16 protein-coding genes are annotated in these 20,304 nt (G+C 74.0%); 11 read left to right on the top strand and 5 right to left on the bottom strand.

Annotated elements, in window-relative coordinates:
- Nucleotides 1-15: 15 nt before the first annotated feature.
- A complete protein-coding gene (locus tag AB0I52_RS26550; protein ID WP_363076647.1) occupies nt 16-639 on the bottom strand; it encodes a hypothetical protein in 624 nt (207 codons plus the stop codon).
- A 382-nt stretch (nt 640-1,021) separates the two neighbouring features.
- Here AB0I52_RS26550 and AB0I52_RS26545 point away from each other — a divergent pair, with 382 nt between their 5' ends.
- The 7 genes from AB0I52_RS26545 to AB0I52_RS26515 all read left to right on the top strand — a co-directional run bounded on the left by AB0I52_RS26545 (nt 1,022) and on the right by AB0I52_RS26515 (nt 10,641).
- A complete protein-coding gene (locus tag AB0I52_RS26545; RefSeq protein WP_363076689.1) occupies nt 1,022-1,813 on the top strand; it encodes a hypothetical protein in 792 nt (263 codons plus the stop codon).
- Nucleotides 1,814-1,829: 16 nt separating this feature from the next.
- Nucleotides 1,830-3,986, top strand: coding sequence for a bifunctional serine/threonine-protein kinase/ABC transporter substrate-binding protein (locus tag AB0I52_RS26540; RefSeq protein WP_363076687.1), 2,157 nt, complete (start codon nt 1,830-1,832; stop codon nt 3,984-3,986).
- A 5-nt stretch (nt 3,987-3,991) separates the two neighbouring features.
- Entirely contained in the window at nt 3,992-6,094 is a 2,103-nt protein-coding gene (locus tag AB0I52_RS26535) for a bifunctional serine/threonine-protein kinase/ABC transporter substrate-binding protein (RefSeq protein ID WP_363076645.1), read from the top strand.
- A 124-nt stretch (nt 6,095-6,218) separates the two neighbouring features.
- Nucleotides 6,219-7,055 (top strand): alpha/beta hydrolase, encoded by an 837-nt coding sequence (locus AB0I52_RS26530; protein WP_363076643.1) that lies wholly within the window; start codon nt 6,219-6,221, stop codon nt 7,053-7,055.
- 327 nt (nt 7,056-7,382) lie between these two features.
- Nucleotides 7,383-8,411: an L-threonine 3-dehydrogenase gene (gene tdh / locus AB0I52_RS26525; RefSeq protein ID WP_363076641.1), complete on the top strand. Its 1,029-nt coding sequence runs from the start codon at nt 7,383-7,385 to the stop codon at nt 8,409-8,411.
- A 53-nt stretch (nt 8,412-8,464) separates the two neighbouring features.
- Nucleotides 8,465-9,658 carry a glycine C-acetyltransferase gene (locus AB0I52_RS26520; protein WP_363076639.1) on the top strand — a complete coding sequence of 398 codons (1,194 nt, stop codon included), beginning with the start codon at nt 8,465-8,467 and terminating at the stop codon, nt 9,656-9,658.
- 56 nt (nt 9,659-9,714) lie between these two features.
- Complete coding sequence (locus tag AB0I52_RS26515; RefSeq protein ID WP_363076637.1) at nt 9,715-10,641, top strand: LysR family transcriptional regulator; 927 nt, start codon at nt 9,715-9,717, stop codon at nt 10,639-10,641.
- Nucleotides 10,642-10,735: 94 nt separating this feature from the next.
- Here the strand turns inward: AB0I52_RS26515 and AB0I52_RS26510 are convergent, their stop codons facing one another.
- Nucleotides 10,736-13,288 carry an FtsX-like permease family protein gene (locus AB0I52_RS26510; protein WP_363076685.1) on the bottom strand — a complete coding sequence of 851 codons (2,553 nt, stop codon included), beginning with the start codon at nt 13,286-13,288 and terminating at the stop codon, nt 10,736-10,738.
- Nucleotides 13,289-13,362: 74 nt separating this feature from the next.
- Nucleotides 13,363-14,073: an ABC transporter ATP-binding protein gene (locus AB0I52_RS26505; protein ID WP_363076635.1), complete on the bottom strand. Its 711-nt coding sequence runs from the start codon at nt 14,071-14,073 to the stop codon at nt 13,363-13,365.
- Nucleotides 14,074-14,242: 169 nt separating this feature from the next.
- On the opposite strand from AB0I52_RS26505, the gene AB0I52_RS26500 reads away from it, so the two are divergent.
- Together AB0I52_RS26500 and AB0I52_RS26495 are read left to right on the top strand one after the other, a co-directional pair.
- Nucleotides 14,243-15,472 carry a sensor domain-containing protein gene (locus tag AB0I52_RS26500; RefSeq protein ID WP_363076633.1) on the top strand — a complete coding sequence of 410 codons (1,230 nt, stop codon included), beginning with the start codon at nt 14,243-14,245 and terminating at the stop codon, nt 15,470-15,472.
- Nucleotides 15,460-16,119, top strand: a complete 660-nt coding sequence (locus AB0I52_RS26495) for a response regulator transcription factor (protein WP_363076631.1) — start codon at nt 15,460-15,462, stop codon at nt 16,117-16,119. Before AB0I52_RS26500 ends, AB0I52_RS26495 begins: the two co-directional genes overlap by 13 nt.
- A 25-nt stretch (nt 16,120-16,144) precedes the next feature.
- On the opposite strand, the gene AB0I52_RS26490 is transcribed toward AB0I52_RS26495, so the two are convergent.
- Nucleotides 16,145-16,531, bottom strand: a complete 387-nt coding sequence (locus AB0I52_RS26490) for a VOC family protein (protein WP_363076629.1) — start codon at nt 16,529-16,531, stop codon at nt 16,145-16,147.
- 101 nt (nt 16,532-16,632) lie between these two features.
- Between AB0I52_RS26490 and AB0I52_RS26485 the strand changes: the two genes are divergently transcribed.
- Complete coding sequence (locus AB0I52_RS26485; protein ID WP_363076627.1) at nt 16,633-17,307, top strand: nucleoside/nucleotide kinase family protein; 675 nt, start codon at nt 16,633-16,635, stop codon at nt 17,305-17,307.
- Nucleotides 17,308-17,375: 68 nt separating this feature from the next.
- Nucleotides 17,376-18,506: an aminopeptidase P family protein gene (locus AB0I52_RS26480; protein ID WP_363076625.1), complete on the top strand. Its 1,131-nt coding sequence runs from the start codon at nt 17,376-17,378 to the stop codon at nt 18,504-18,506.
- A 4-nt stretch (nt 18,507-18,510) separates the two neighbouring features.
- Here AB0I52_RS26480 and treZ read toward each other — a convergent pair whose 3' ends face one another.
- Nucleotides 18,511-20,271 (bottom strand): malto-oligosyltrehalose trehalohydrolase, encoded by a 1,761-nt coding sequence (treZ, locus tag AB0I52_RS26475; protein WP_363076623.1) that lies wholly within the window; start codon nt 20,269-20,271, stop codon nt 18,511-18,513.
- Between the last annotated feature and the right edge of the window lie 33 nt (nt 20,272-20,304).

The raw sequence follows: 20,304 nt of genomic DNA, 5'->3' as shown, positions 1-20,304 counted from the left end.
CCGGACCGGCCGGGATCAGTAACCGTTGCCGGTGCTGCTCGTCGGCTTGGCTGTCGGCTTGGCTGTCGGCGTGGCCGTCGGCTTCGCTGTCGGCTTGGTGGTGACCTGCTTGCCCTTGGCGTTGATGACGTACCACTTGGCGCCGAAGGCGTCGACGCCCTGCCCCTTGATGTCGCCCGCCTTCTGGTCCACGGCGAAGAGGTACAGCGGGTGGCCGTTGTAGGTCACCTGCTTCTTGCCGTCGCTGCGGGTCGTGGTCTTCAGCAGCTTCGCGTTGACCCCGCTGCCCGCGGTCGGCGTCTTCGTGTCGAGCAGCGGTGGCCATGCCTTGGCGCAGGCGCCGGTGCACGCGGACTTGTTCTTGGTGTCCTTGTCGAACACGTAGAGCGTCATCTTCTTCGCGTTCACCAGGATCTTGCCGTACGTGCCCTTCCTGAGGGAGACCGTCGGGGCGGGGGACTTCGACGGGCTGGGGGACGTGGAAGCGGCGGCTACGTCGACCTGGCGGCCGCTGTTCTGGCTGCCCGTATCCGTACCGCTGGAGCTGCTGCCGGATCCGCTGTCGGAGCATCCGGCCGCCGCGGCGGCCATCAGCAGTGCGGAGGCCAGCGCAGCGGCCGTCCTGGTGTGGCGTGTCATCGGGGCTCCTCATGTGTTCATCCGGCCGCCCGCACGGGCGGCGCGCGGCCGCACGAGCGGGCCGTCGGCCCCAGTGGACAGCAGGCCCCCGGGACCGGCCATCCGGACGGGGCTGTTCAGGTACGAGGGGGTGGCGGCGGGTTCCGCGGGCCTCACCCGATCGGCGGGTCGTGCGCGCCGCGCGCCGCAGCCGTCCGGGACGGTGGACCGCAGCCGTTCCGGACGGTGATCCGCAGCCGTCCGCGATGGTAAGTGCGGTGCTGCGAGCGCGTCTTGATGGTGCAACAGTTTCGTATGCCACTGCTCCGCACGGGCCCGCGATCATAGGATCGAGGTGGTCTTCGGGGAGACGGGGTGGCTGATCGTGGTGTGCGGCGGGCCGATGCGCAGGTACGGAATGCTGGTGCTGGCTCCACTGGTGCTGGTGGCGTGCTCCAGCAGTGGCGGGAGTCCGGGCGGGGAGGGGAGAAGTGCCGTCGCGAGCGGCAGCTCCAGTGCGGACCCCGAGTCGGAGCCGGGGGACACCTCGGCCATCGACGCGGACCCGGCCATGCTGCCCGCGTCCCGCAAGGAGGCGCTCGACCTCATCGGCCGGGTCATCGCGGACCCCGCCACCTTCGGGCCGGGTGTGGTCAAGCGCAGCCCGTACGAGAGCGACCCGGCGACCTGGCCCGTCCTCGGCACCGACTGCGTCTGGCAGCAGAAGAAGCCGATGGCCAGTGTGCTCGCCACCCTCAGCCGGTCCTTCGAGGTGCCCGCGGCCGACGGCAAGGGGCCCATGCGGCTGTCCGCCGTCGTCACCGTGCACCGCGCCCGCGCGGACGCCCGCTGGGAGATGGCCGAATCGGTGGAGGAGACGATGCGCTGCCCCACGCAGCAGCTGCGGAAGGGTGAGCTGATCGGGTCGATGATCGCCTCCTCGCTGGCGCAGGGGGAGAGCAACCAGAACAACTCCGAGGACTCCCTGTTCGAGACCGGGAAGTACCAGAACGCCGAGCTCGGCGGCGGTCCGTACCCGTACTCCTGGTATCAGTCGCAGAACCTCCAGTTCACCGTGGCCACGACCGGCAAGGGGGCCGAGGGCTGGAGCGAGAAAGAGATCGACACCTTCACGAACCAGGCTCAGTCCACCATGCTGCTGCGGCTCAAGTCCGCTGTCGAGAAGCAGAGCTGAGGGAGCGGAGAGCATGATGGAACAGCTGCGTCCCACCGACCCCGCCCGGATCGGCGGACACCGTCTGCTCGGGCGGCTCGGCGCCGGCGGGATGGGCGTCGTCTATCTCGGCCGCACGGACGCCGGGGCACTCGCCGCGATCAAGGTGATCCTGCCGGAGTACGCCGAGGACGGCGACTTCCGGGCCCGGTTCCGCCGCGAGGTCGAGGCCGCCCGCCGGGTGGACAGCCCATGGGCGGTTCCGGTCACCGGCGCCGAGACGGAGGGCGGACACCCCTGGCTGGCCACGGCGTTCGTCCCCGGGCCCGCACTGTCCGAGGCCGTCGCCCGGTGCGGCCCGCTGCCCGCGCGCAGCGTCCGGGTGCTCGGCCGGCTGCTCGCCCGCGCGCTGACCGCCGTGCACGCCGCCGGACTCGTGCACCGTGACGTCAAACCGGGCAACGTCCTGCTCACGGCCGACGGGCCGCGCCTGATCGACTTCGGCATCGCGCGGGCCGCCGACGCCACGGCGCTCACCGCCACCGGCCTCGTCGTGGGGACACCTGGCTTCCTCTCGCCCGAACAGGCCACGGGGGGCGGCACGGCGGCCGGTCCCGCGAGCGATGTCTTCTCCCTCGGCTGCCTCCTGGCGTACGCCGCGACCGGGCGGCCGCCGTTCGGCAGCGGCGCCGTCGAGGCACTGCTCTACCGGACCGTCCACGACGAACCCGACCTCGACGGGATCGACGACGAGGAGGAGCTCCGCCCGCTGCTCGGCGCCCTGCTGGCCAAGGAGCCCGACGCGCGGCCCACCGCCGCCGGACTCGACGCGCGGATCGCCGAGGACGCCCCGAACGGCTTCGTCGACTGGCTGCCCGAGAACGTGGTGGCCCTGATCGCCGACCGGTCGGCCGCCGTGCTCGACCTGCCCGACATCGACCCCACGGTCGCCGGGGAAGGGACCGTACCGCCCGGCACCGGACCCGGGCGACGCAAGGTCCTCCTGCTCGCCGGCGCCGGAGCGGTGGTGGCGGCGGGCGGCGGTTTCGCCGTCCGGGAATGGCTGACCCACGACACGGACAACGCCGCGGCGAAGTCCGGCGAGCGGTCCTGGACCATCGGTGTGCAGGCGGATCTGTCGGGACCGCGGAAGGCTGCCGGACAGGCGCAGGAGCGCGGGGTCCGGCTGGCCGTCGCGCGGTTCAACTCCCGCAAGGACAGGCCCTTCACACTCACCGTCAAGGCACTCGACGACGGAGGCGATACCACCCGCGCGGTGAAGGTCGCCGACCGGTTCGCCCGCGATCGTGACGTGCTCGCCGTCGTCGGCCCGACCGGCGACCCCGCCACGGAGGCCGTCCTGACCGCGTACGACGAGGCGATGCTGCCCGTCATCACCGTGTCCTCGCTCCAGATCACCTACGCCGCCCGGTCCAGGAAGTCCTTCTTCCAGGCGGCCCCCTCCGAAGCCGTACTGGCCCAGCCGATCATCAACCGGCTGGTGCTCCGGCCCGACGTCGAACGGCTCGGAGTGCTGCTCGACCGGGCAGGCGGCCAGTCCGCCTACCAGGTCGGCTACCTGACCAACCTGATGACCGGCCGGCTCACCACCGCGACCACCTATCCGCGCGTGATCCCGGCCGGCACACAGGACCTGGCCCCCGTCGTCAAGGACATGCTCGGGCACGCCAGTGACGCCTTCTTCTACGCGGGCGACGCGGCTGGGGCCGCCCGTACCGCACGCGCCCTCGCGGCCACCCCCTTCGAAGGACCCCGGATGGCCATGCACACGGCCATGGACGCGAGCTTCCTCAGGGACGCAGGGGACGCCGCCGAACGCTGGGAGTTCACCGCGCCCTACATCGATCCGGCGGCGTCCGCCGCCAAGGAGTTCGTCGCGGCCCACCGCACCGCGTATGACGCCGCGCCCGCGCACTGGGCCGCCGAGGCGTACGACGTGGCCGGGCTGGTGATGGCCGCCGTGACCGCCCTCGCCAAGGGCCCGTCCGGCCGGCCGAGACGCCCGACGCGCACCGCGCTCGTGGCGAGGATCGCCGCGTCCTCGTACAAGGGAATCGCCCGGACGTATGCCTTCGACGAGGGCCACCGGCTCAAGAGCCGGGACGCCTATCTGTACGGCGTACGGAACGGGAGCTACGCCTACCTCGGCGCCGCGCCGAAGACCGAGACCTGACCGTCGTGCGGCCGCTCGGCTCACAGGACCCGCGCACCATCGGCGAGTACCGCACCCTGGCCCGGCTCGGCGCCGGTGGGATGGGGGTGGTCTACCTGGCCCGTTCGGCGGGCGGGGCGCTCGCCGCCGTGAAGGTGATCCGCGCCGAGCACGCCGCCGACCCCGGATTCCGGGCCCGGTTCCGGCGCGAGGCCGAGGCCGCGACCCGGATCACCGGTCCGTGGGCGGTCCCGGTGACGGGAGCCGACACGGAGGCCCGTGAGCCCTGGCTGGCCACCGCGTTCGTGCCCGGCCCCTCGCTGGGCGAGGCCGTCGAGGCGCGCGGCCCCCTGCCCGAGGCCACGGTCCGGTGTCTCGGTGCCCGCCTCGCCGGGGCGCTCGCCGCGGTGCACGGGGCGGGGCTCCTGCACCGCGACGTCAAGCCCGGCAACGTCCTCCTCGCGCTCGACGGCCCCCGGCTCATCGATTTCGGCATCGCCCACCACGAGGGCGTCACCGCGCTCACCGCGACCGGTGCGGTGATCGGCACGCCCGGCTACCTGGCCCCCGAGCAGGCCTCGACCGGACCGGTCGGACCGGCCTGCGACGTGTTCTCGCTCGGCTGCGTCCTCGTGTACGCGGCGACCGGACAGCGGCCGTTCGGCCACGGCGCGGCGGCCGGGGTGCTCTTCCGCACCGTGCATGGCGAGCCGGACCTGGGCGCACTCCCGCCCGGACTGCTGTCCCTCGTCACCAGCTGCCTGGCCAAGGACCCGGCCGCCCGGCCGACGGCGCGGGAGCTCGCGGCGCGGCTGGCGGCCGGCCGCACCGGCTGGGAGGTGCCGGGGCTGGCCACCGTGGTCGCCGAGCGCTCCGCCGCCGCACTCGCCCTCCCCGACCCCGAACCGCCCACGGTCGTCCAGGACCCCGGACCGCCGCGCCCGTCCCGGCGCCGCGTCCTCACCGCGGGCGCCGCCGGCGCCGTCCTCCTCACCGGCGGGGGAGCCGCCGCCTGGGTGACCGCCGTCCGGGGCGGCGGCACGGGAGCCGCTCCCCGTGCGCTTCCCGCGTACCGGATCGCCCTGCACGCGGACCTGACAGGACCGGGAAAGGCTGTCGGCCTCGCCCACCAGCGAGGCGCCAGGCTCGCGGTCGCCGACCACAACTCCCGTACGGACAAGGCCTTCACGCTGACCCTGCGCACCGAGGACGACGCAGGTGACGCCACCCGCGCCCGACAGGTCGCCGACCGGATCACCGCCGACCCGCGGGTGCTCGCCGTCATCGGCCCCACCGCGGACGTCGCGGCCGAAGCCATCGTCAGCCGGTACGAGAAGGCGGGCCTCGCCCAGGTGGTGGTCGCGGCCCGGTCCACCACCGCCGAGTGGTCCACCGTCAGGTCCCTGTGCGTGCTGCGGCCGTTCGACGCGTCGCTGGCCATCGGGCTGACCCACTACCTGTCCCGCGTCCGGCCGGTCGAGCAGGTCGTCGTCATCGAGGACCGGGCGGACCCGCAGAGCAGTTGGGTCATCAGGGACCGGCTGCCGAAGGCCCTGAACGGGACCACGTTCACGACGCACATCGTCGGGGCAACCGCCCACACCTTCGCCCCGGCCGCCGGCGCGGCGGTCGCCGCCAAGGCCGGGGCGGTCGTCTACGCGGGGTCGTCGGCCGCCCGGGGCGCCCGCTGTGCCACCGACCTGGCCGCCGCCGGATTCAGCGGGACGGGACTGTCCATCGGCCCCGTCCTCAGTCCCGCCTTCCTCCGGGAGGCGGGCAAGGCCGCCGAGGGCTGGGTGTTCGCGGAGGCGTACACCGACCCGGCGGCGCTGCCCGCCGCGAAGGGCTTCACCGCCGCGTACCGCGAGAAGTTCGGTTCGCCGCCCGCTACCTGGTCCGCGGAGGCCTACGACGCGGTGGGCCTCATCGCGCAGGCGGGCCGCGCCACCAGCGCGACCGACGCCGCACGCGGTGGTGTGGCCCAGCGGATCCTGCGCACCGACTACCGGGGCATCACCCGGCGGCTGTCCTTCTACGACACCCACCAGGTGCGGTACGGGCCGGGGATCTACCTCTACCGGGTCGACAAGGGCGGCGCCCGCTTCCTGGGCCCCTACGGATCTGTGTGACATGGCCCGCCGACCCCGTGGGCGTACATCCGCTCTTCCCACGCCGCCGCCCGACCGAGTCGGTAGCGTGATCCACCGGGCCGGTGGCCCGCTGTGCGCAGCCGTCCAGTGAGAGGTGTGCCAGATGGCCGAGTTGGAGCTTTCCGCAGGCGTCGTGGAGTACGAGGACACCGGCGGTGACGGGCCGGTCCTGGTCCTGCTGCACGGCGTGGCCATGGACGGCTCCCTGTGGCGCCACGTGGTCGCGGATCTGCGCACCGGCCACCGGTGCGTCGTCCCGACCCTGCCGCTCGGTGGCCACCGCCGTCCGATGCGCCCCGACGCGGATCTGTCGGTCCTCGGCGTCGCCCGGCTGGTCACCGAGTTCCTCGAAGCGCTGGACCTCACCGACGTGACCCTGGTGATGAGCGACTGGGGCGGGGCGCAGGCGCTGGTCGCGGACGGCCGGGACCAGCGGATCGGGAAGCTCGTCATCACCTCCTGCGAGGCCTTCGACAACTTCCCGCCCGGCCTGCCCGGCAACAATCTCCACGCCTCCGCCAGGATGCCGGGCGGCCTGCACACGGCCTTCACCCTGCTCAGGCTGAAGCCGATGCGGCGGCTGCCGATGACCTGGGGCCGGATGACGAAGAGGCCGGTGCCGGACGAGGTGATGGACGGCTGGTTCCGGCCGCTGTGGACTTCCAAGGAGATCCGCCGGGACCTGCGGAAGTACGTCCTCGGAGTGCCGCCGAAGGCCGAACTGCTGCGGTGGGCCGAGGCCTTGCACACCTTCGACCGGCCGGCGCTCGTTGTCTGGGCGGCGGAGGACAGAGTCATGCCACCGGAACATGGCCGCCGGCTGGCCGCGCTGCTGCCCAGGGGCGAGCTGGTGGAGATCGCGGACAGCTACACCCTGATCCCGGAGGACCAGCCGGCGGAGCTCGCCGGTCACATCAGGGCGTTCCTGCTGAAGGGATGACCGCGCGGCGGAAGAACTCCCACCGGTGTGGCGGTTCTGCCACGCGGTCCCGTCCCTCCGGAGCCCCGCAAGGCACACTCGCGTCCGCGGATCGAGCGTCTCGGGTGCGGGCGTGAAGCGGAGCTGCGGCCGCGCTTAAGAAATCCTCGATGGACCTGGGGCGCGTGGTGCGGCAGATTTCTCCGTGACGGCGCAGGATGGTGCGCGGCGGCCGGTCGAAGCGCGCCGCCACGCCGTCCCCTCATTCTTCCCCGGGCCGCAGGCTTCCTCAGGCATGCCCCCGGTCCGGGGAGATCAACGCCGTACCAGGTACAGGGAGCCGCAGCCGTGAAGGCACTCGTGAAGCAGAAGGCCGAGCCGGGACTCTGGCTGATGGACGTTCCCGAGCCGGAGACCGGCCCTTCGGACGTGCTCATCAAGGTGCTCCGCACCGGCATCTGCGGTACTGACCTGCACATCCGCAACTACGACGGCTGGGCGCAGCAGGCGGTCACGACGCCGCTCGTCCTGGGCCACGAGTTCGCCGGCGAGGTCGCCGCGATCGGGTCCGACGTCGTGGACATCGCCGTCGGTGACCTGGTCAGCGGCGAGGGCCACCTGGTGTGCGGCAAGTGCCGCAACTGTCTGGCCGGCCGCCGCCACCTCTGCCGCTCCACGGTGGGGCTCGGCGTCGGCCGCGACGGGGCGTTCGCGGAGTACGTGGCGCTGCCCGCGTCCAACGTGTGGGTGCACCGGGTCCCCGTCGACCTGGACGTCGCCGCGATCTTCGACCCGTTCGGCAACGCCGTGCACACCGCGCTGTCGTTCCCGCTGGTCGGTGAGGACGTACTGATCACCGGCGCCGGCCCGATCGGCATCATGGCCGCGGCCGTCGCCCGGCACGCCGGGGCCCGTCACGTCGTCATCACCGACGTCAGCGAGGCCCGGCTCGACCTGGCCCGCAAGGTCGGTGTCAGCCTCGCCATCGACGTCGGTGAGCAGACCATCGCCGACGGACAGCGGGAGCTCGGACTGCGCGAGGGCTTCGACATCGGCCTGGAGATGTCCGGCCGCCCCGAGGCGATGCGCGACATGATCGCGAACATGACGCACGGCGGCCGCATCGCGATGCTCGGACTGCCGTCCGAGGACTTCGCCGTCGACTGGTCCCGGATCGTCACCTCCATGATCACGGTCAAGGGCATCTACGGCCGGGAGATGTACGAGACCTGGTACGCCATGTCCGTCCTGCTGGAGGGCGGCCTCGACCTCGCCCCCGTGATCACCGGCCGCTACGGCTACCGCGACTTCGAGGCGGCCTTCGACGACGCGGCGAGCGGACTCGGCGGCAAGGTCATCCTCGACTGGACCGTCTGACCTCCTGCCGCCTCCGTCCGGGCCGCTTCCGTACCCAGCTGGGAGACACCTTCATGTTCGACTCCGTACGCGACGACATGCGCACCACCCTCGAAGAGATCGAGGCCGCCGGGCTGCACAAGCCCGAGCGCGTGATCGGCACCCCGCAGTCCGCGACCGTCGCCGTCACCGCGGGCGGCCGCCCCGGTGAGGTGCTCAACTTCTGCGCCAACAACTACCTGGGCCTCGCCGACCACCCCGAGGTGATCGCCGCCGCGCACGAGGCGCTGGACCGCTGGGGCTACGGCATGGCCTCGGTCCGCTTCATCTGCGGCACCCAGGAGGTCCACAAGGAGCTGGAGCAGCGGCTCTCCTCCTTCCTGGGCCAGGAGGACACGATCCTCTACTCCTCCTGCTTCGACGCCAACGGCGGTGTCTTCGAGACCGTCCTCGGCCCGGAGGACGCGGTCATCTCCGACGCCCTCAACCACGCCTCGATCATCGACGGCATCCGGCTGTGCAAGGCCAAGCGGTTCCGCTACGCCAACCGCGACATGGCCGACCTGGAGCAGCAGCTCAAGGAGGCGTCCGGGGCCCGGCGCCGCCTCGTCGTCACCGACGGCGTCTTCTCCATGGACGGGTACGTCGCACCGCTGCGCGAGATCTGCGACCTGGCCGAGCGCTACGACGCCATGGTCATGGTCGACGACTCGCACGCCGTCGGCTTCGTCGGCCCCGGCGGGCGCGGCACGCCCGAGCTGCACGACGTGATGGACCGCGTCGACATCATCACGGGCACGCTCGGCAAGGCGCTCGGCGGCGCCTCCGGCGGTTACGTGGCGGCCCGCGCCGAGATCGTCGCGCTGCTGCGCCAGCGCTCGCGCCCGTACCTCTTCTCCAACTCGCTCGCCCCGGTCATCGCGGCGGCCTCCCTGAAGGTCATCGACCTGCTGGAGTCCGCCGGTGACCTGCGCGAGCAGCTCAACGCCAACACCGCGCTCTTCCGTACCCGGATGACCGAGGAAGGCTTCGACGTCCTGCCCGGCGACCACGCCATCGCCCCCGTGATGATCGGGGACGCGGCGAAGGCAGGCCGGATGGCGGAGCTTCTCCTGGAGCGCGGTGTGTACGTGATCGGGTTCTCGTACCCGGTCGTCCCGCAGGGCGCGGCCCGTATCCGCGTCCAGCTGTCCGCCGCGCACTCCACGGCGGACGTGAACCGCGCGGTCGACGCGTTCGTCGACGCGCGGGCAGCCCTGGGGGAGTAGGCCCCGGTCGCGGAGGGCGTCCCGGACTCCCTCCGCGACCTGGGACAATAGGGCACATGATCGATGCACGGCGGCTGCGCATTCTGCGTGCGGTGGCGGATCACCGCACGGTGACCGCCGCGGCCGCCGCGCTGTACCTGACCCCCTCCGCGGTCTCCCAGCAGCTGGCCGTGCTGGAGCAGGAGACCGGGCACCGGCTGGTCGAGCGCAACGCGCGCGGGGCCAGGCTCACGGCCGCCGGGGAGATCCTGCTGAATCACACCAACGCGGTGCTGGCCCAGCTGGAGCGGGCGGAGGCGGAGCTCGCCGCCTACGGCGCGGGTGACGCCGGGACGGTCACGGTCGCCGCGTTCGCCACCGGCATCGGCCTGGTCCTGGCCCCCGCGATCACCGCCCTCGGCGTGTCCGCACCCGGCATCCGCGTCCGGGTCCAGGACGCGGAGGGCGACGCGAGCGTCCCGATGGTGCTGGACCGCCAGGTCGATGTGGCCGTCGCCGTCGAGTACCGGGGCGCCCCGGGCGAGGACGACCGCCGGCTGACGCGGGTGCCGCTGTACTCGGAGCCGTTCGACGCGGTGCTCCCGGTGGGGCACCGGCTGGCGGACCAGGAGCAGGTGGCGGTCGCCGATCTGGCGAAGGACACCTGGATCGGCCCCTACCCGGGCAACCCGTGCCATGACGTGGTGGTCCTGGCCTGCCAGTACGCGGGCTTCGAACCCAGCCTCGAACACTCCTCCGACGACTTCCACGCGGTGGTCGCGCTGGCCGGCGCGGACGCCGGAGTGGCCCTGGTCCCGAGATCCGCGCTGCGCGGAATGGCCCTGACGGGCGTGGTGGTCCGCCCGGTGCACGGCAGCGCCCCGACCCGCCGGGTGTTCGCGGCGGTACGCCGTGGAGCGGAGGCGCATCCGCTGATCGCGCCGGTGCTGGACGCGCTGGCGGGGGCGGCGGGAGGCGTGGGCCTCGGGCGGGGGACGGGCTGAGGCGCCGGCCGCGGGGCTGCCGGGCCCGGCCGGCCATCGCGCCCCTTGGCAGACGGCGGCCGGTGGCCGGGCCGGTCCCGCGCCCGGCAGCCTCTCAGCCCGTCCCGGCGCCGCGCCGGTCCCCGCCGTCCCGAGTCCCCGGGAACAGCGTGCCCGCCGCCGCGGCCGCCGTCACGGCCAGCGCCAGCACCGCGTACTGGACCGGCGGAAGGTACGGCAGCGAGCCCGCGGCGGTCAGCGCGAACGCCAGCAGCGGGACCGCCGCGACCACGGTGCCGATGGTCAGGCCCGCCACCGTCACCAGGCCCGTCTCCAGGACCCGCATCCGCAGCAGTTGGCCGCGTCCCGCGCCGACCAGCCGCAACAGGCGGAACTCGGGGCGGCGGCCGACCGTGATCAGGGCCAGCGTGCTGACCACCGCCAGCAGCGCGAAGCCGCCGATCACGCCGACGCCGATGACGATCAGGGCGTCGTCCTGGTCCGAGGACGAGGGGCTGATCCGTACGTCGTCCGCGGTCGCGGCCCGGACCCGCACCCCCTCGTACGGGGCGAGCGCGCGCCGTACGGCCGAAGCGGCGTCGCCGCCCGTCGAGCGGACCAGGATCTGCCGGTCGCGCGGCGCCGAGACATGCGCGGCCAGCGCCTCGCGGGGCAGCATGAACTCGCCCAGCCCCAGGGACCGTTCGTAGACCGCCACCACCCGGAGCCGTACCTGCGCACCGTCCCCCAGGCGCAGCCGTACCGTGTCGCCGACGCCCGCGCCGAGGTCGTCGGCCCGGTCCTTGCCGACCGCGACCGTGTCCCGGCCGGTGAGATCGGCCGCCCTGCCCGCCGTCACCCGGGGGTCGAGCGTGCCGGACAGCTGGTCCGCCGTGACGCCCAGCACCGGGTAGCGGTCCAGTTTCGGATCGCCGGCCTCGCGGTGGGCCAGCACGACGGCCGACCGCAGCACGCCCGTCGCGGCGGACACCCCGTGAGCCCCGCGCACGGCCCCGGCCGCGTCCGGCGGGATGCCGGCGGCGGGACCGGTCACCACCAGGTCCGCCCGCAGGGCCGCCGCGGCCTGGCGGTCGGCGGCCCGCTCCAGCGTCGTGCCCGCCGTCAGCTGCACGCAGACGAACGCGACGACCAGCACGATCGGCGTGAGCGCCGCACCCAGCCGCCGGTTGTGCGCGGTGGCGGACCGGGCGGCCAGGAATCCGGATACCCCGCCCGCCCGCCGGGCCGGCGCGCCGAGGACCCGCATCGAGATCCGCGCGATCCACGGACCGAGCAGCGCCACCGCGATGATCAGCGAGGTCGCCGCACCCGACGCGGCGAGCGCCGCCGCCTGGCCGCCCTGCGTGGTCGCCGCACCGGCCGAACCGAGCCCCGCGACCACCAGCAGCACCCCGGCGACCGTTCGCAGCCGCCCCGGCTCGTCCGGCTCCGGCGCCCGCGCCGCGCTCAGGGCGCCGGCGGGCCGCAGCCGCGTGATGGAACGGGCCGCGAGCAGCGCCACCGGCCGGGCCGCCAGCGTGATGACCAGCGCGCCCGCCGCGCCCGCCGCGAGCGGCAGCCACACCGGGACCGGCAGCGGCAGCGGATCCGTGGTCAGCAGCGACCGCATCAGCAGCCCCAGCGGCACGGCCCCGACCGCACCCAGCACCGCGGCGGCGCCCGCCACCCGGCCCGCCTCACGGCCGACCGCCGACCGGAGCTGCCGGGGAGTCGCCCCGACCGCCCGCAGCAGCGCCAGTTCACCGGACCGCTGGTGGACGGCCTGGGAGAGCGTGGTGGCGATCACGAGCAGGGCGATCATGACGACCGTCCCGGCGATCGACGCCAGCATCGCCAGCAGATCCCCGCGTGCGCCGAGAGCGTCGAGCCGCTCGGCCTCGCCCCGCTCCGCGCCGGTCAGCACCCGCACCCCCCGCTCACCTCCGCCGTGGCCGGCGACCGCGTCGGCCAGGGACGCCCGCAGCGCGTCGCCGGGGACACCCCGCTCGGCCATGACGCCGATCGCGTCCACCGTGCCGGGGTGCCCGGCCAGTCGGGTCAGCCGCGACTCGGTGAAGAACACGGCGGGCGCGCCGCCGCGGTGACCGGTGCCGGCCACCCCGCTGACGGTGTACTGCCGGGCCGCCCCGTCGACCTGGAGCGTCACCCGGCCACCGGGCCCACCGCTCGCGGCCGCCAGCGCGGAGTCCACGACCACCTCGGACGCGGACCTCGGCGCGCGTCCCGCGGTCAGCTCGTAGGGGGTGAGCGCCGCGGCCGGCCAGGAGCGTCCGACGGCCGATGTGCCGTGACCGGCCACCACCGGGACCGAGTCGTCCGCGACCGCCCGCGCCACACCCTCGGCCGCCGCCGCCCGCGCCACCACCGAACGGTCCAGCCGCACCCGTTCCGGCAGCTGGGCGCTGACCGTCTGCGGCTCGCTGCCCCACGGCTTAGCCGTGTACGTGATCCGCTGATCGGCCACCACCACCGCGGCGGCCCCGGCATACCGCTCCACCGGCGGCCGGGCCAGCAGCAGCGAGCCGAGCACCAGGGCGAACGCCCCGAGCAGTGCCGCCGCTGCCGCCGTCGCCGCGAACACCGCGGTCCAGGAACGCCGGTGGGTCCGCAGCGAACGCCGGGCCAGAAACGCCGAGGCCCGCCGCATCCCGGCCCGTACGTCCGTGCCGTCACGCGAGCCGTCATCCGTGCGGCGCTTCCCTCCGCGCGTCGTCGTGTCACTCATCGCAGCCGGCCGCCGTCCATGGTCAGCACCGTGTCGGCCCAGCTCGCCGCCACCGGATCGTGGGTGACCATCACGACCGTGCGGCCGTCGATCCGTACCGCGTCCCGCAACAGCCCGAGCACCAGTTCCGCCGACTCCGGGTCGAGGGAAGCGGTCGGCTCGTCGGCGAAGACCACATCGGGTTCGGTCACCAACGCCCGTGCCACCGCGACCCGTTGCTGCTCGCCGCCGGACAGGGTCGACGGTCCGCCGCCGCCCCGGCCGGACAGCCCGACCCGGTCCAGCAGCCGCCGCCCGCGGTCCAGGACCCGCGCGGCCCCGGGGTCGGCCCCGGCCAGCACCAGCGGCAGTACGACGTTCTCCTCGATGCTGAGCGAAGGCATCAGGTTCAGGGCGTGCGACTGGAAGACGAAGCCGATGCGGTCCCGGCGCAGCCGGGTCAGCGCCGCCTCGGAGAGCCCGCCGAGGTCGGTGCCGGCGATCCGTACCGTCCCCGACGACGGGCGGTCCAGGCCGGCCGCGCACTGCAGGAACGTACTCTTGCCCGACCCGGACGGGCCGACCACGGCGGTGAAGCTCCCCGCCGGGACCGTGCAGCTCACCGTGTCCAGGGCGACCGCTTCCGGGCCGCCGCCGCGCCGCCCGTGGCGTCGGCTCACCGACTCCAGCTCCAGCGCCGCCGCGCGCACCGCCGTGATGGTTTCCACCCTGGTTCCCTCGCTTCTTCCGTACTTCCTGACCTGCGTAAACGCTATGAGCGGGGGTGCGCGGGGGCCAGGGTGCGGGCTCCCGGGCCGGGGGTGTAGCCCGGTCCACCACGGTCCGGGGGGAACACACCCCTCCGGTGGCGGCCGGGTCCCCGTAACGTGGTGCGTCATGAGCACCGCTCCCACCCCGCTGATGGCCGCCGTCCGGAGTTCGTGGCATGCCTCCCGCTACCTCCTCATCGGCATCCCGGTGGCGCTGCTGGCCTATGTCAGCGCGTTCCTGGTGGTGGCGGTCCTGCTGTTCGCCGTCGTGATCATCGGGCTGCCCGCCCTGCCCGAGGCGGCCAAGGTGCTGCACCGGTTCGCGGAGTCCGAGCGGCGCAGGGCGGCGGCGTACCTCGGCGTCCCGTTCCGCCCGACGGCGTACCTGCCGCTGGACCGGGGGGAGCTGTCCGAGCGGGTCAGGCGGGTGCTCACCGATCCCACGAACCGGCGCGAGGCCGTCTGGCTGCCGGCCCAGGCCCTCATCGGCAACGGCCTGGGCTACCTCACGATGGTGCTGTGGCCGGTCGGGATGCTCGTGGACGGGGCCGCACTCCCCGTGCTGCACCTGCTGGACCGGCGGAGCGCGGACGAGTACGGCACACCCCCGCCCGTGCGCCGGGGCTGGGTGCTGCGCTGGCACCCCGTGCTCGCCGAGCTCTCCGCGAGCTGGACCAGGTCCCTGCTCACCGCCTCGCCGTCCGCCGAGCTCACCGAGCGCATCGAGCAGCTGACGGAGAGCCGGGCCGGCGCGGTCGAGGCGCACGGCGCCGAACTCCGGCGCATCGAACGGGATCTGCACGACGGCGCCCAGGCCCGGATCGTCGCCCTGTCGATGCGGGTCGGGCTGGCCCGACAGCTCCTGGACCGGGACCCGGCCGCCGCCCGCCTTCGGCTGGACGAGGCCCAGGACGGTGCGGAGGCGGCGCTCGCCGAACTCCGGCACGTCGTGCGCGGCATCCACCCGCCGGTGCTGACGGACCGTGGGCTGGACGGTGCCGTGCGGGCGCTGGCCGCCGGGGCGGGCGTCCCCGTCACGGTGGAACTCGACGGCGTCGAGGACGGGCGGCGGCTCCCCGCGGCGATCGAGGCCGCCGCGTACTTCGTGGTCGCGGAGGCGCTCACCAACATCAGCAAGCACAGCGGCGCCACGGCCGCGAGCGTCCGGATCGGCCGGGCCCCCGGCGTACTCCTCGTGTCCATCGGCGACGATGGGCGCGGCGGCGCCGACGAGGGCGCCGGCAGCGGGCTGGTCGGGATCAGGCGGCGGATCGCCGCCCTCGACGGCACCACCCGCATCAGCAGCCCCATCGGAGGGCCGACCGACATCGAAGTGGAGCTGCCGTGCGGATCGTGATCGCCGAGGACAACGCCCTCCTGCGGGAGGGACTGATCCTGCTGCTCACCAGCTCGGGCCACGAGGTGGTGGCCGACGTCGCGGCCGGGCCCGAGGTGCTGCCCGCCCTGCTGGAGCACCGCCCGGACGCCGCCGTGCTCGACGTACGGCTGCCGCCCACGTTCCGCGACGAGGGGCTGCGCGCCGCCGTCGCAGCCCGGAGACAACTCCCCGAGCTGCCGATCCTGGTCCTCTCCCAGTACGTCGAGGAGACGTACGCCGCCGAGCTGCTCGCCCAGGGCGCGCAGGGCATCGGCTACCTGCTCAAGGACCGGGTGGGCCGGGTCGACCAGTTCCTCCAGGCGCTGGACCGGGTGGCGGACGGCGGCACCGCGCTCGATCCGGAGGTGGTGAGCCAGCTGCTGACCCGCAAGGCGTCCGCGAAGCCGCTGCTGAGCCTCACCCCCCGCGAGCGGGAAGTCCTGGAGCTGATGGCCCAGGGAAAGGCGAACGGCACCATCGCCGGCGAACTCGTCGTCACCGAACGGGCGGTGAGCAAGCACATCGGCTCGATCTTCGCCAAGCTCGGCCTCGAACCGGACGACGGCACGGTCCACCGCCGGGTCCTCGCCGTGCTGGCGTACCTGGAGGGCAACGGGACACGCTGAGCAGCCGTCGGCGCCCGGAGCGGGGTCAGGCGGGCTGGAGCAGGTCCCAGCGGTTGCCGTACAGGTCTTCGAAGACGGCGACCGAACCGTAGACCTCGTGCCGTGGCTCCTCCAGGAACCGCACCCCGGCCGCCAGCATGCGTGCGTGGTCGGCCGCGAAGTCCTCCGTGTGAAGGAAGAAGCCGACCCGGCCACCGGTCTGCGCCCCCACGCTCGCCCCCTGCTCCTCGTCCTTGGCACGGGCCAGCAGCAGCCCCGTACCCCGCGCACCGCGCGGCCGGACGACCACCCAGCGGGAACCGTCGCCCCGGTCGGTGTCCTCGACCAGCTCGAAGCCGAGGGCGTCGGTGTAGAAGTCGCGGGCCTCGTCGTAGTCGCGGACGACCAGGGTGACCAGAGCGATGTGCGGCATGGGGATCCTCGGTGCTCGGGGCGGGCGGGCACGGGTGAGAGGGCAGGGGGTGAGAGGGGTACGGTCCGGAGGCCGCGGCCCGTAGCGGGACAATATCCGCCATGGACACCAGTGACCTCACCGGGCTGACGGCCCGCGCCCGTCGGCTCGCCCTGTCCGGGCGGCGCCGCGTCCTCGGAATCGCCGGTCCGCCGGGCGCCGGGAAGTCCACCCTCGCCGGGCAACTGGCCGACGCCCTCGGGCCGCTCGCCGTGCTCGTGCCCATGGACGGTTTCCACCTCGCCCAGGCCGAACTGGAACGGCTCGGCCTGGCGGACCGCAAGGGCGCGCCCGACACCTTCGACGCCGCCGGGTACGCCGCCTTGCTCAGGCGGCTGCGGGCACCGGAACCGGGGACCGTCGTGTACGCCCCCGCGTTCGACCGGGCCCTGGAGCAGCCGGTCGCCGGGTCGGTCCCGGTAGGTCCGGACGTCCCGCTGGTCATCACCGAGGGGAACTACCTGCTGCACGGGGACGGCGGCTGGGCGGCGGTGCGCCCGCTGCTCGACGAGGCGTGGTACCTGGAACTCGACCAGGACGTACGGATCCGAAGGCTCGTCGACCGGCACGTCCGGTTCGGGAAGCCCCGGCCGTACGCGGAGCGCTGGGCCGCCGGCTCCGACGAGGCGAACGCCCGGCTCGTCGCCCGCGGCCGCGACCGGGCCGACCTCGTCGTACGGCTCGGGCAGCCGCTCGGTCCCGGAGCCCTGGAGGAACCGCACGGCCACCGCCCCTGACCGCTCGCGTCCGGCGGTCCGTACCGGCAGGATGCAGGGAGCCGTTCCGTGCCGCCAGGAGGTCCCGCATGTCCAGCCCGAACCAGCCCGTGCCGTTCACCGCCGACGACTACCGGGCCCGGATGACGCGCGCCGCCGAGAGCGCCGCCGCCGCCGGGCTCGCGGGAGTGCTGGTCGCGCCCGGACCCGATCTGGTCTATCTGACGGGGTACCGGCCCATCGCGGTCACCGAGCGGCTCACCGTTCTCGTCCTCGCCGCCGGGCAGGACCCCGTCCTGGTCGTACCGACGCTGGAGGCGCCGGACGCCGAGCACGCCGTCGGCGCGCCCGCCCTGACCCTGCGGGACTGGACGGACGGCATGGACCCGTACGCCGTCACCGCGCCGCTGCTCGACGCGAAGGGGCGGTTCGGGATCAGCGACAACGCCTGGGCGATGCATCTGCTCGGCTTCCAGCAGCACCTGCCCGGGACCTCGTACGCCTCCCTCACCGAGGCGCTGCCGATGCTGCGCGCCGTGAAGGACGCCGCCGAGCTGGAGCGGATCGCCGCGGCGGGCGCCGCCGCCGACGCCACGTACGAGGAGATCCTCAAGGTCCGGTTCGCCGGCCGCGCGGAGACCGAGGTCGCCGCCGATTTGGCCCGGCTGCTCACCGAGTACGGGCACTCCCAGGTCGACTTCACCGTGGTCGGCTCCGGGCCGAACGGCGCCAACCCGCACCACGAGGCGGGCGGCCGCACCATCGAGCGGGGCGACATGGTCGTGCTCGACTTCGGCGGCCTCAAGCACGGCTACGGCTCCGACACCTCCCGTACGGTCCACGTCGGCGAACCCAGCGCCGAGGAGCAGCGGGTCCACGACATCGTGCGCGAGGCGCAGGAGGCCGGCTGCAACGCGGTCCGGCCCGGTGCCGCGTGTCAGGACATCGACCGGGCCGCCCGCGCCGTCATCACCGAGTTCGGTTACGGCGACCGGTTCATCCACCGCACGGGCCACGGCATCGGCGTCACCACCCACGAGCCCCCGTACATGATCGAGGGCGAGGAGCAGCCGCTCGTCCCCGGCATGTGCTTCTCCGTGGAGCCCGGCGTCTATCTGCCGGGCCGGTTCGGTGTGCGGATCGAGGACATCGTGACCGTCACCGAGGACGGCGGCCGGCGCCTGAACGCCACCGCGCGCGAACTGGCGATCGTCGAGTAGCGCCTCAGCCGTCGGCCAGCACCACGCACGACTCCGGCGGAAGGTGCAGCGCCCCGTCCGCGCCGGGTACCTCGACCGGCAGCCAGGCGGCCAGCACCCGGCCCCCGCCGCTGCGGTGCCGGCCGCCCCCGAGCGGGATCGTGGCGGGCTTCTCGTCCAGGTTGACCGCGATCCGCAGATCGCCCCGGCGGAAGGCCAGCCAGCGGGCCCCGTCGTCGTACGCCGGTTTCACCGTCGCCAGATCCGGGTCGCAGAGGTCGGGCATGGCGCGCCGCAGCGCGATCAGCTCGCGGTACCAGGCGTGCAGCCGGGCGTGCGGCTCCCGCCCGGGTTCGCTCCAGTCCAGGCAGGAGCGGTCCCGGGTGGCCGGGTCCTGCGGGTCCGGGATGTCCTCCTCGGACCAGCCGTGCGCACCGAACTCCCGCCGTCTGCCGTTGCGTACCGCTTCGGCCAGCTCCGGGTCGGTGTGGTCGGTGAAGAACTGCCAGGGCGTACGGGCGCCCCACTCCTCGCCCATGAACAGCATCGGCGTGAACGGCCCCGTCAGCACGAGCGCCGCCGCGCAGGCCAGCAGACCGGGGGAGAGGGAGGCGGCGAGCCGGTCCCCGAGCGCCCGGTTGCCGATCTGGTCATGGGTCTGGGCGTAGCCGACGAAGCGGTGGGCGGCGCTGCGGGTGACGTCGACGGGGCGGCCGTGCGTACGGCCGCGGAAGCCGGAGTACGTACCGTCGTGGAAGAAGGCACGGGTCACCGTCTTGGCGAGAGCGGCCAGCGGGGCGACGGCGAAGTCCGCGTAGTAGCCCTGGGACTCGCCGGTGAGCGCGGTGTGCAGACAGTGGTGGAAGTCGTCGTTCCACTGCGCGTGCAGACCGGTGCCGCCCGACTCCCGGGGCGTCGTCGTACGGGGGTCGCTGAGGTCGGACTCCGCGATCAGCGAGAGCGGGCGGCCCAGTTCGGCGCAGAGCGCGTCGGTCGCCGCCGACAGTTCCTCCAGGAACGTCAGCGCCCGGCTGTCGGCCAGGGCGTGGACCGCGTCGAGCCGGAGTCCGTCCAGGCGGTAGTCGCGCAGCCAGGCGAGCGCGCTGCCCAGCAGGAACGCCCGCACCTCGTCGGAGCCGGGGGCGTCCAGGTTGACCGCCGCGCCCCACGGCGTGTGGTGCGTCTCGGTGAAGTACGGGCCGAAGGCGGGGAGGTGGTTGCCGGAGGGGCCCAGGTGGTTGTGGACCACGTCCAGGACGACGGCGAGACCGAGCCCGTGCGCCGTGTCGACAAAGCGCTTCAGCCCCTCCGGGCCGCCGTACGGCTCGTGCACGGCCCACAGCGACACCCCCTCGTACCCCCAGCCGTGGACACCGGGGAAGGGGCAGACCGGCATCAGCGAGACATGGGTGATGCCGAGTTCGGCCAGATGCCCGAGCCGCGCCGCCGCCGCGTCGAAGGTCCCCTGCGCGGTGTACGTGCCGATGTGCAGCTCGTACAGGACGGCGCCCGGCAGCGCGCGCCCCGCCCAGCCGTCGCGCCACTGGTACCCGGAGTGGTCGACGACCGCGCTCTCGCCGTCCGGCCCATCCGGCTGGCGGCGCGAGCGGGGGTCGGGGAGCACCGGCCCGCCGTCGAGGACGAACCCGTAGCGGTCGCCGTCCGCGGCCCGTGCGTCGGCCGTCCACCAGCCCGCCCGTACGGGATCGCGCTCCATGGACCGCAGCTCTCCCGCCAGCCGCAGAGCGGCCGATCCCGCATCCGGTGCCCATACCTCGAACAGCATGCGCGTCTCCTCGTCTCCTCGTCCCGGCCCATG

It is taken from the genome of Streptomyces sp. NPDC050423 (assembly GCF_040655445.1).
Classification (GTDB): Bacteria; Actinomycetota; Actinomycetes; order Streptomycetales; family Streptomycetaceae; genus Streptomyces.
The sequence above is the reverse complement of the archived record's forward strand: the minus strand, read 5'-3'. Positions and strand labels throughout refer to the sequence as shown.

Bases quoted from the DNA above. Each gene is read 5' to 3' on its own strand.
- AB0I52_RS26530 (WP_363076643.1), top strand. From the start codon at position 6,219: ATGGCCGAGTTGGAGCTTTCCGCAGGCGTCGTGGAGTACGAGGACACC.
- AB0I52_RS26545 (WP_363076689.1), top strand. From the start codon at position 1,022: ATGCGCAGGTACGGAATGCTGGTGCTGGCTCCACTGGTGCTGGTGGCG.
- AB0I52_RS26540 (WP_363076687.1), top strand. From the start codon at position 1,830: ATGGAACAGCTGCGTCCCACCGACCCCGCCCGGATCGGCGGACACCGT.
- treZ (WP_363076623.1), bottom strand. From the start codon at position 20,271: ATGCTGTTCGAGGTATGGGCACCGGATGCGGGATCGGCCGCTCTGCGG.
- AB0I52_RS26515 (WP_363076637.1), top strand. From the start codon at position 9,715: ATGATCGATGCACGGCGGCTGCGCATTCTGCGTGCGGTGGCGGATCAC.
- AB0I52_RS26480 (WP_363076625.1), top strand. From the start codon at position 17,376: ATGTCCAGCCCGAACCAGCCCGTGCCGTTCACCGCCGACGACTACCGG.
- AB0I52_RS26485 (WP_363076627.1), top strand. From the start codon at position 16,633: ATGGACACCAGTGACCTCACCGGGCTGACGGCCCGCGCCCGTCGGCTC.
- AB0I52_RS26510 (WP_363076685.1), bottom strand. From the start codon at position 13,288: ATGCGGCGGGCCTCGGCGTTTCTGGCCCGGCGTTCGCTGCGGACCCAC.
- AB0I52_RS26500 (WP_363076633.1), top strand. From the start codon at position 14,243: ATGAGCACCGCTCCCACCCCGCTGATGGCCGCCGTCCGGAGTTCGTGG.
- AB0I52_RS26490 (WP_363076629.1), bottom strand. From the start codon at position 16,531: ATGCCGCACATCGCTCTGGTCACCCTGGTCGTCCGCGACTACGACGAG.
- AB0I52_RS26520 (WP_363076639.1), top strand. From the start codon at position 8,465: ATGTTCGACTCCGTACGCGACGACATGCGCACCACCCTCGAAGAGATC.
- AB0I52_RS26550 (WP_363076647.1), bottom strand. From the start codon at position 639: ATGACACGCCACACCAGGACGGCCGCTGCGCTGGCCTCCGCACTGCTG.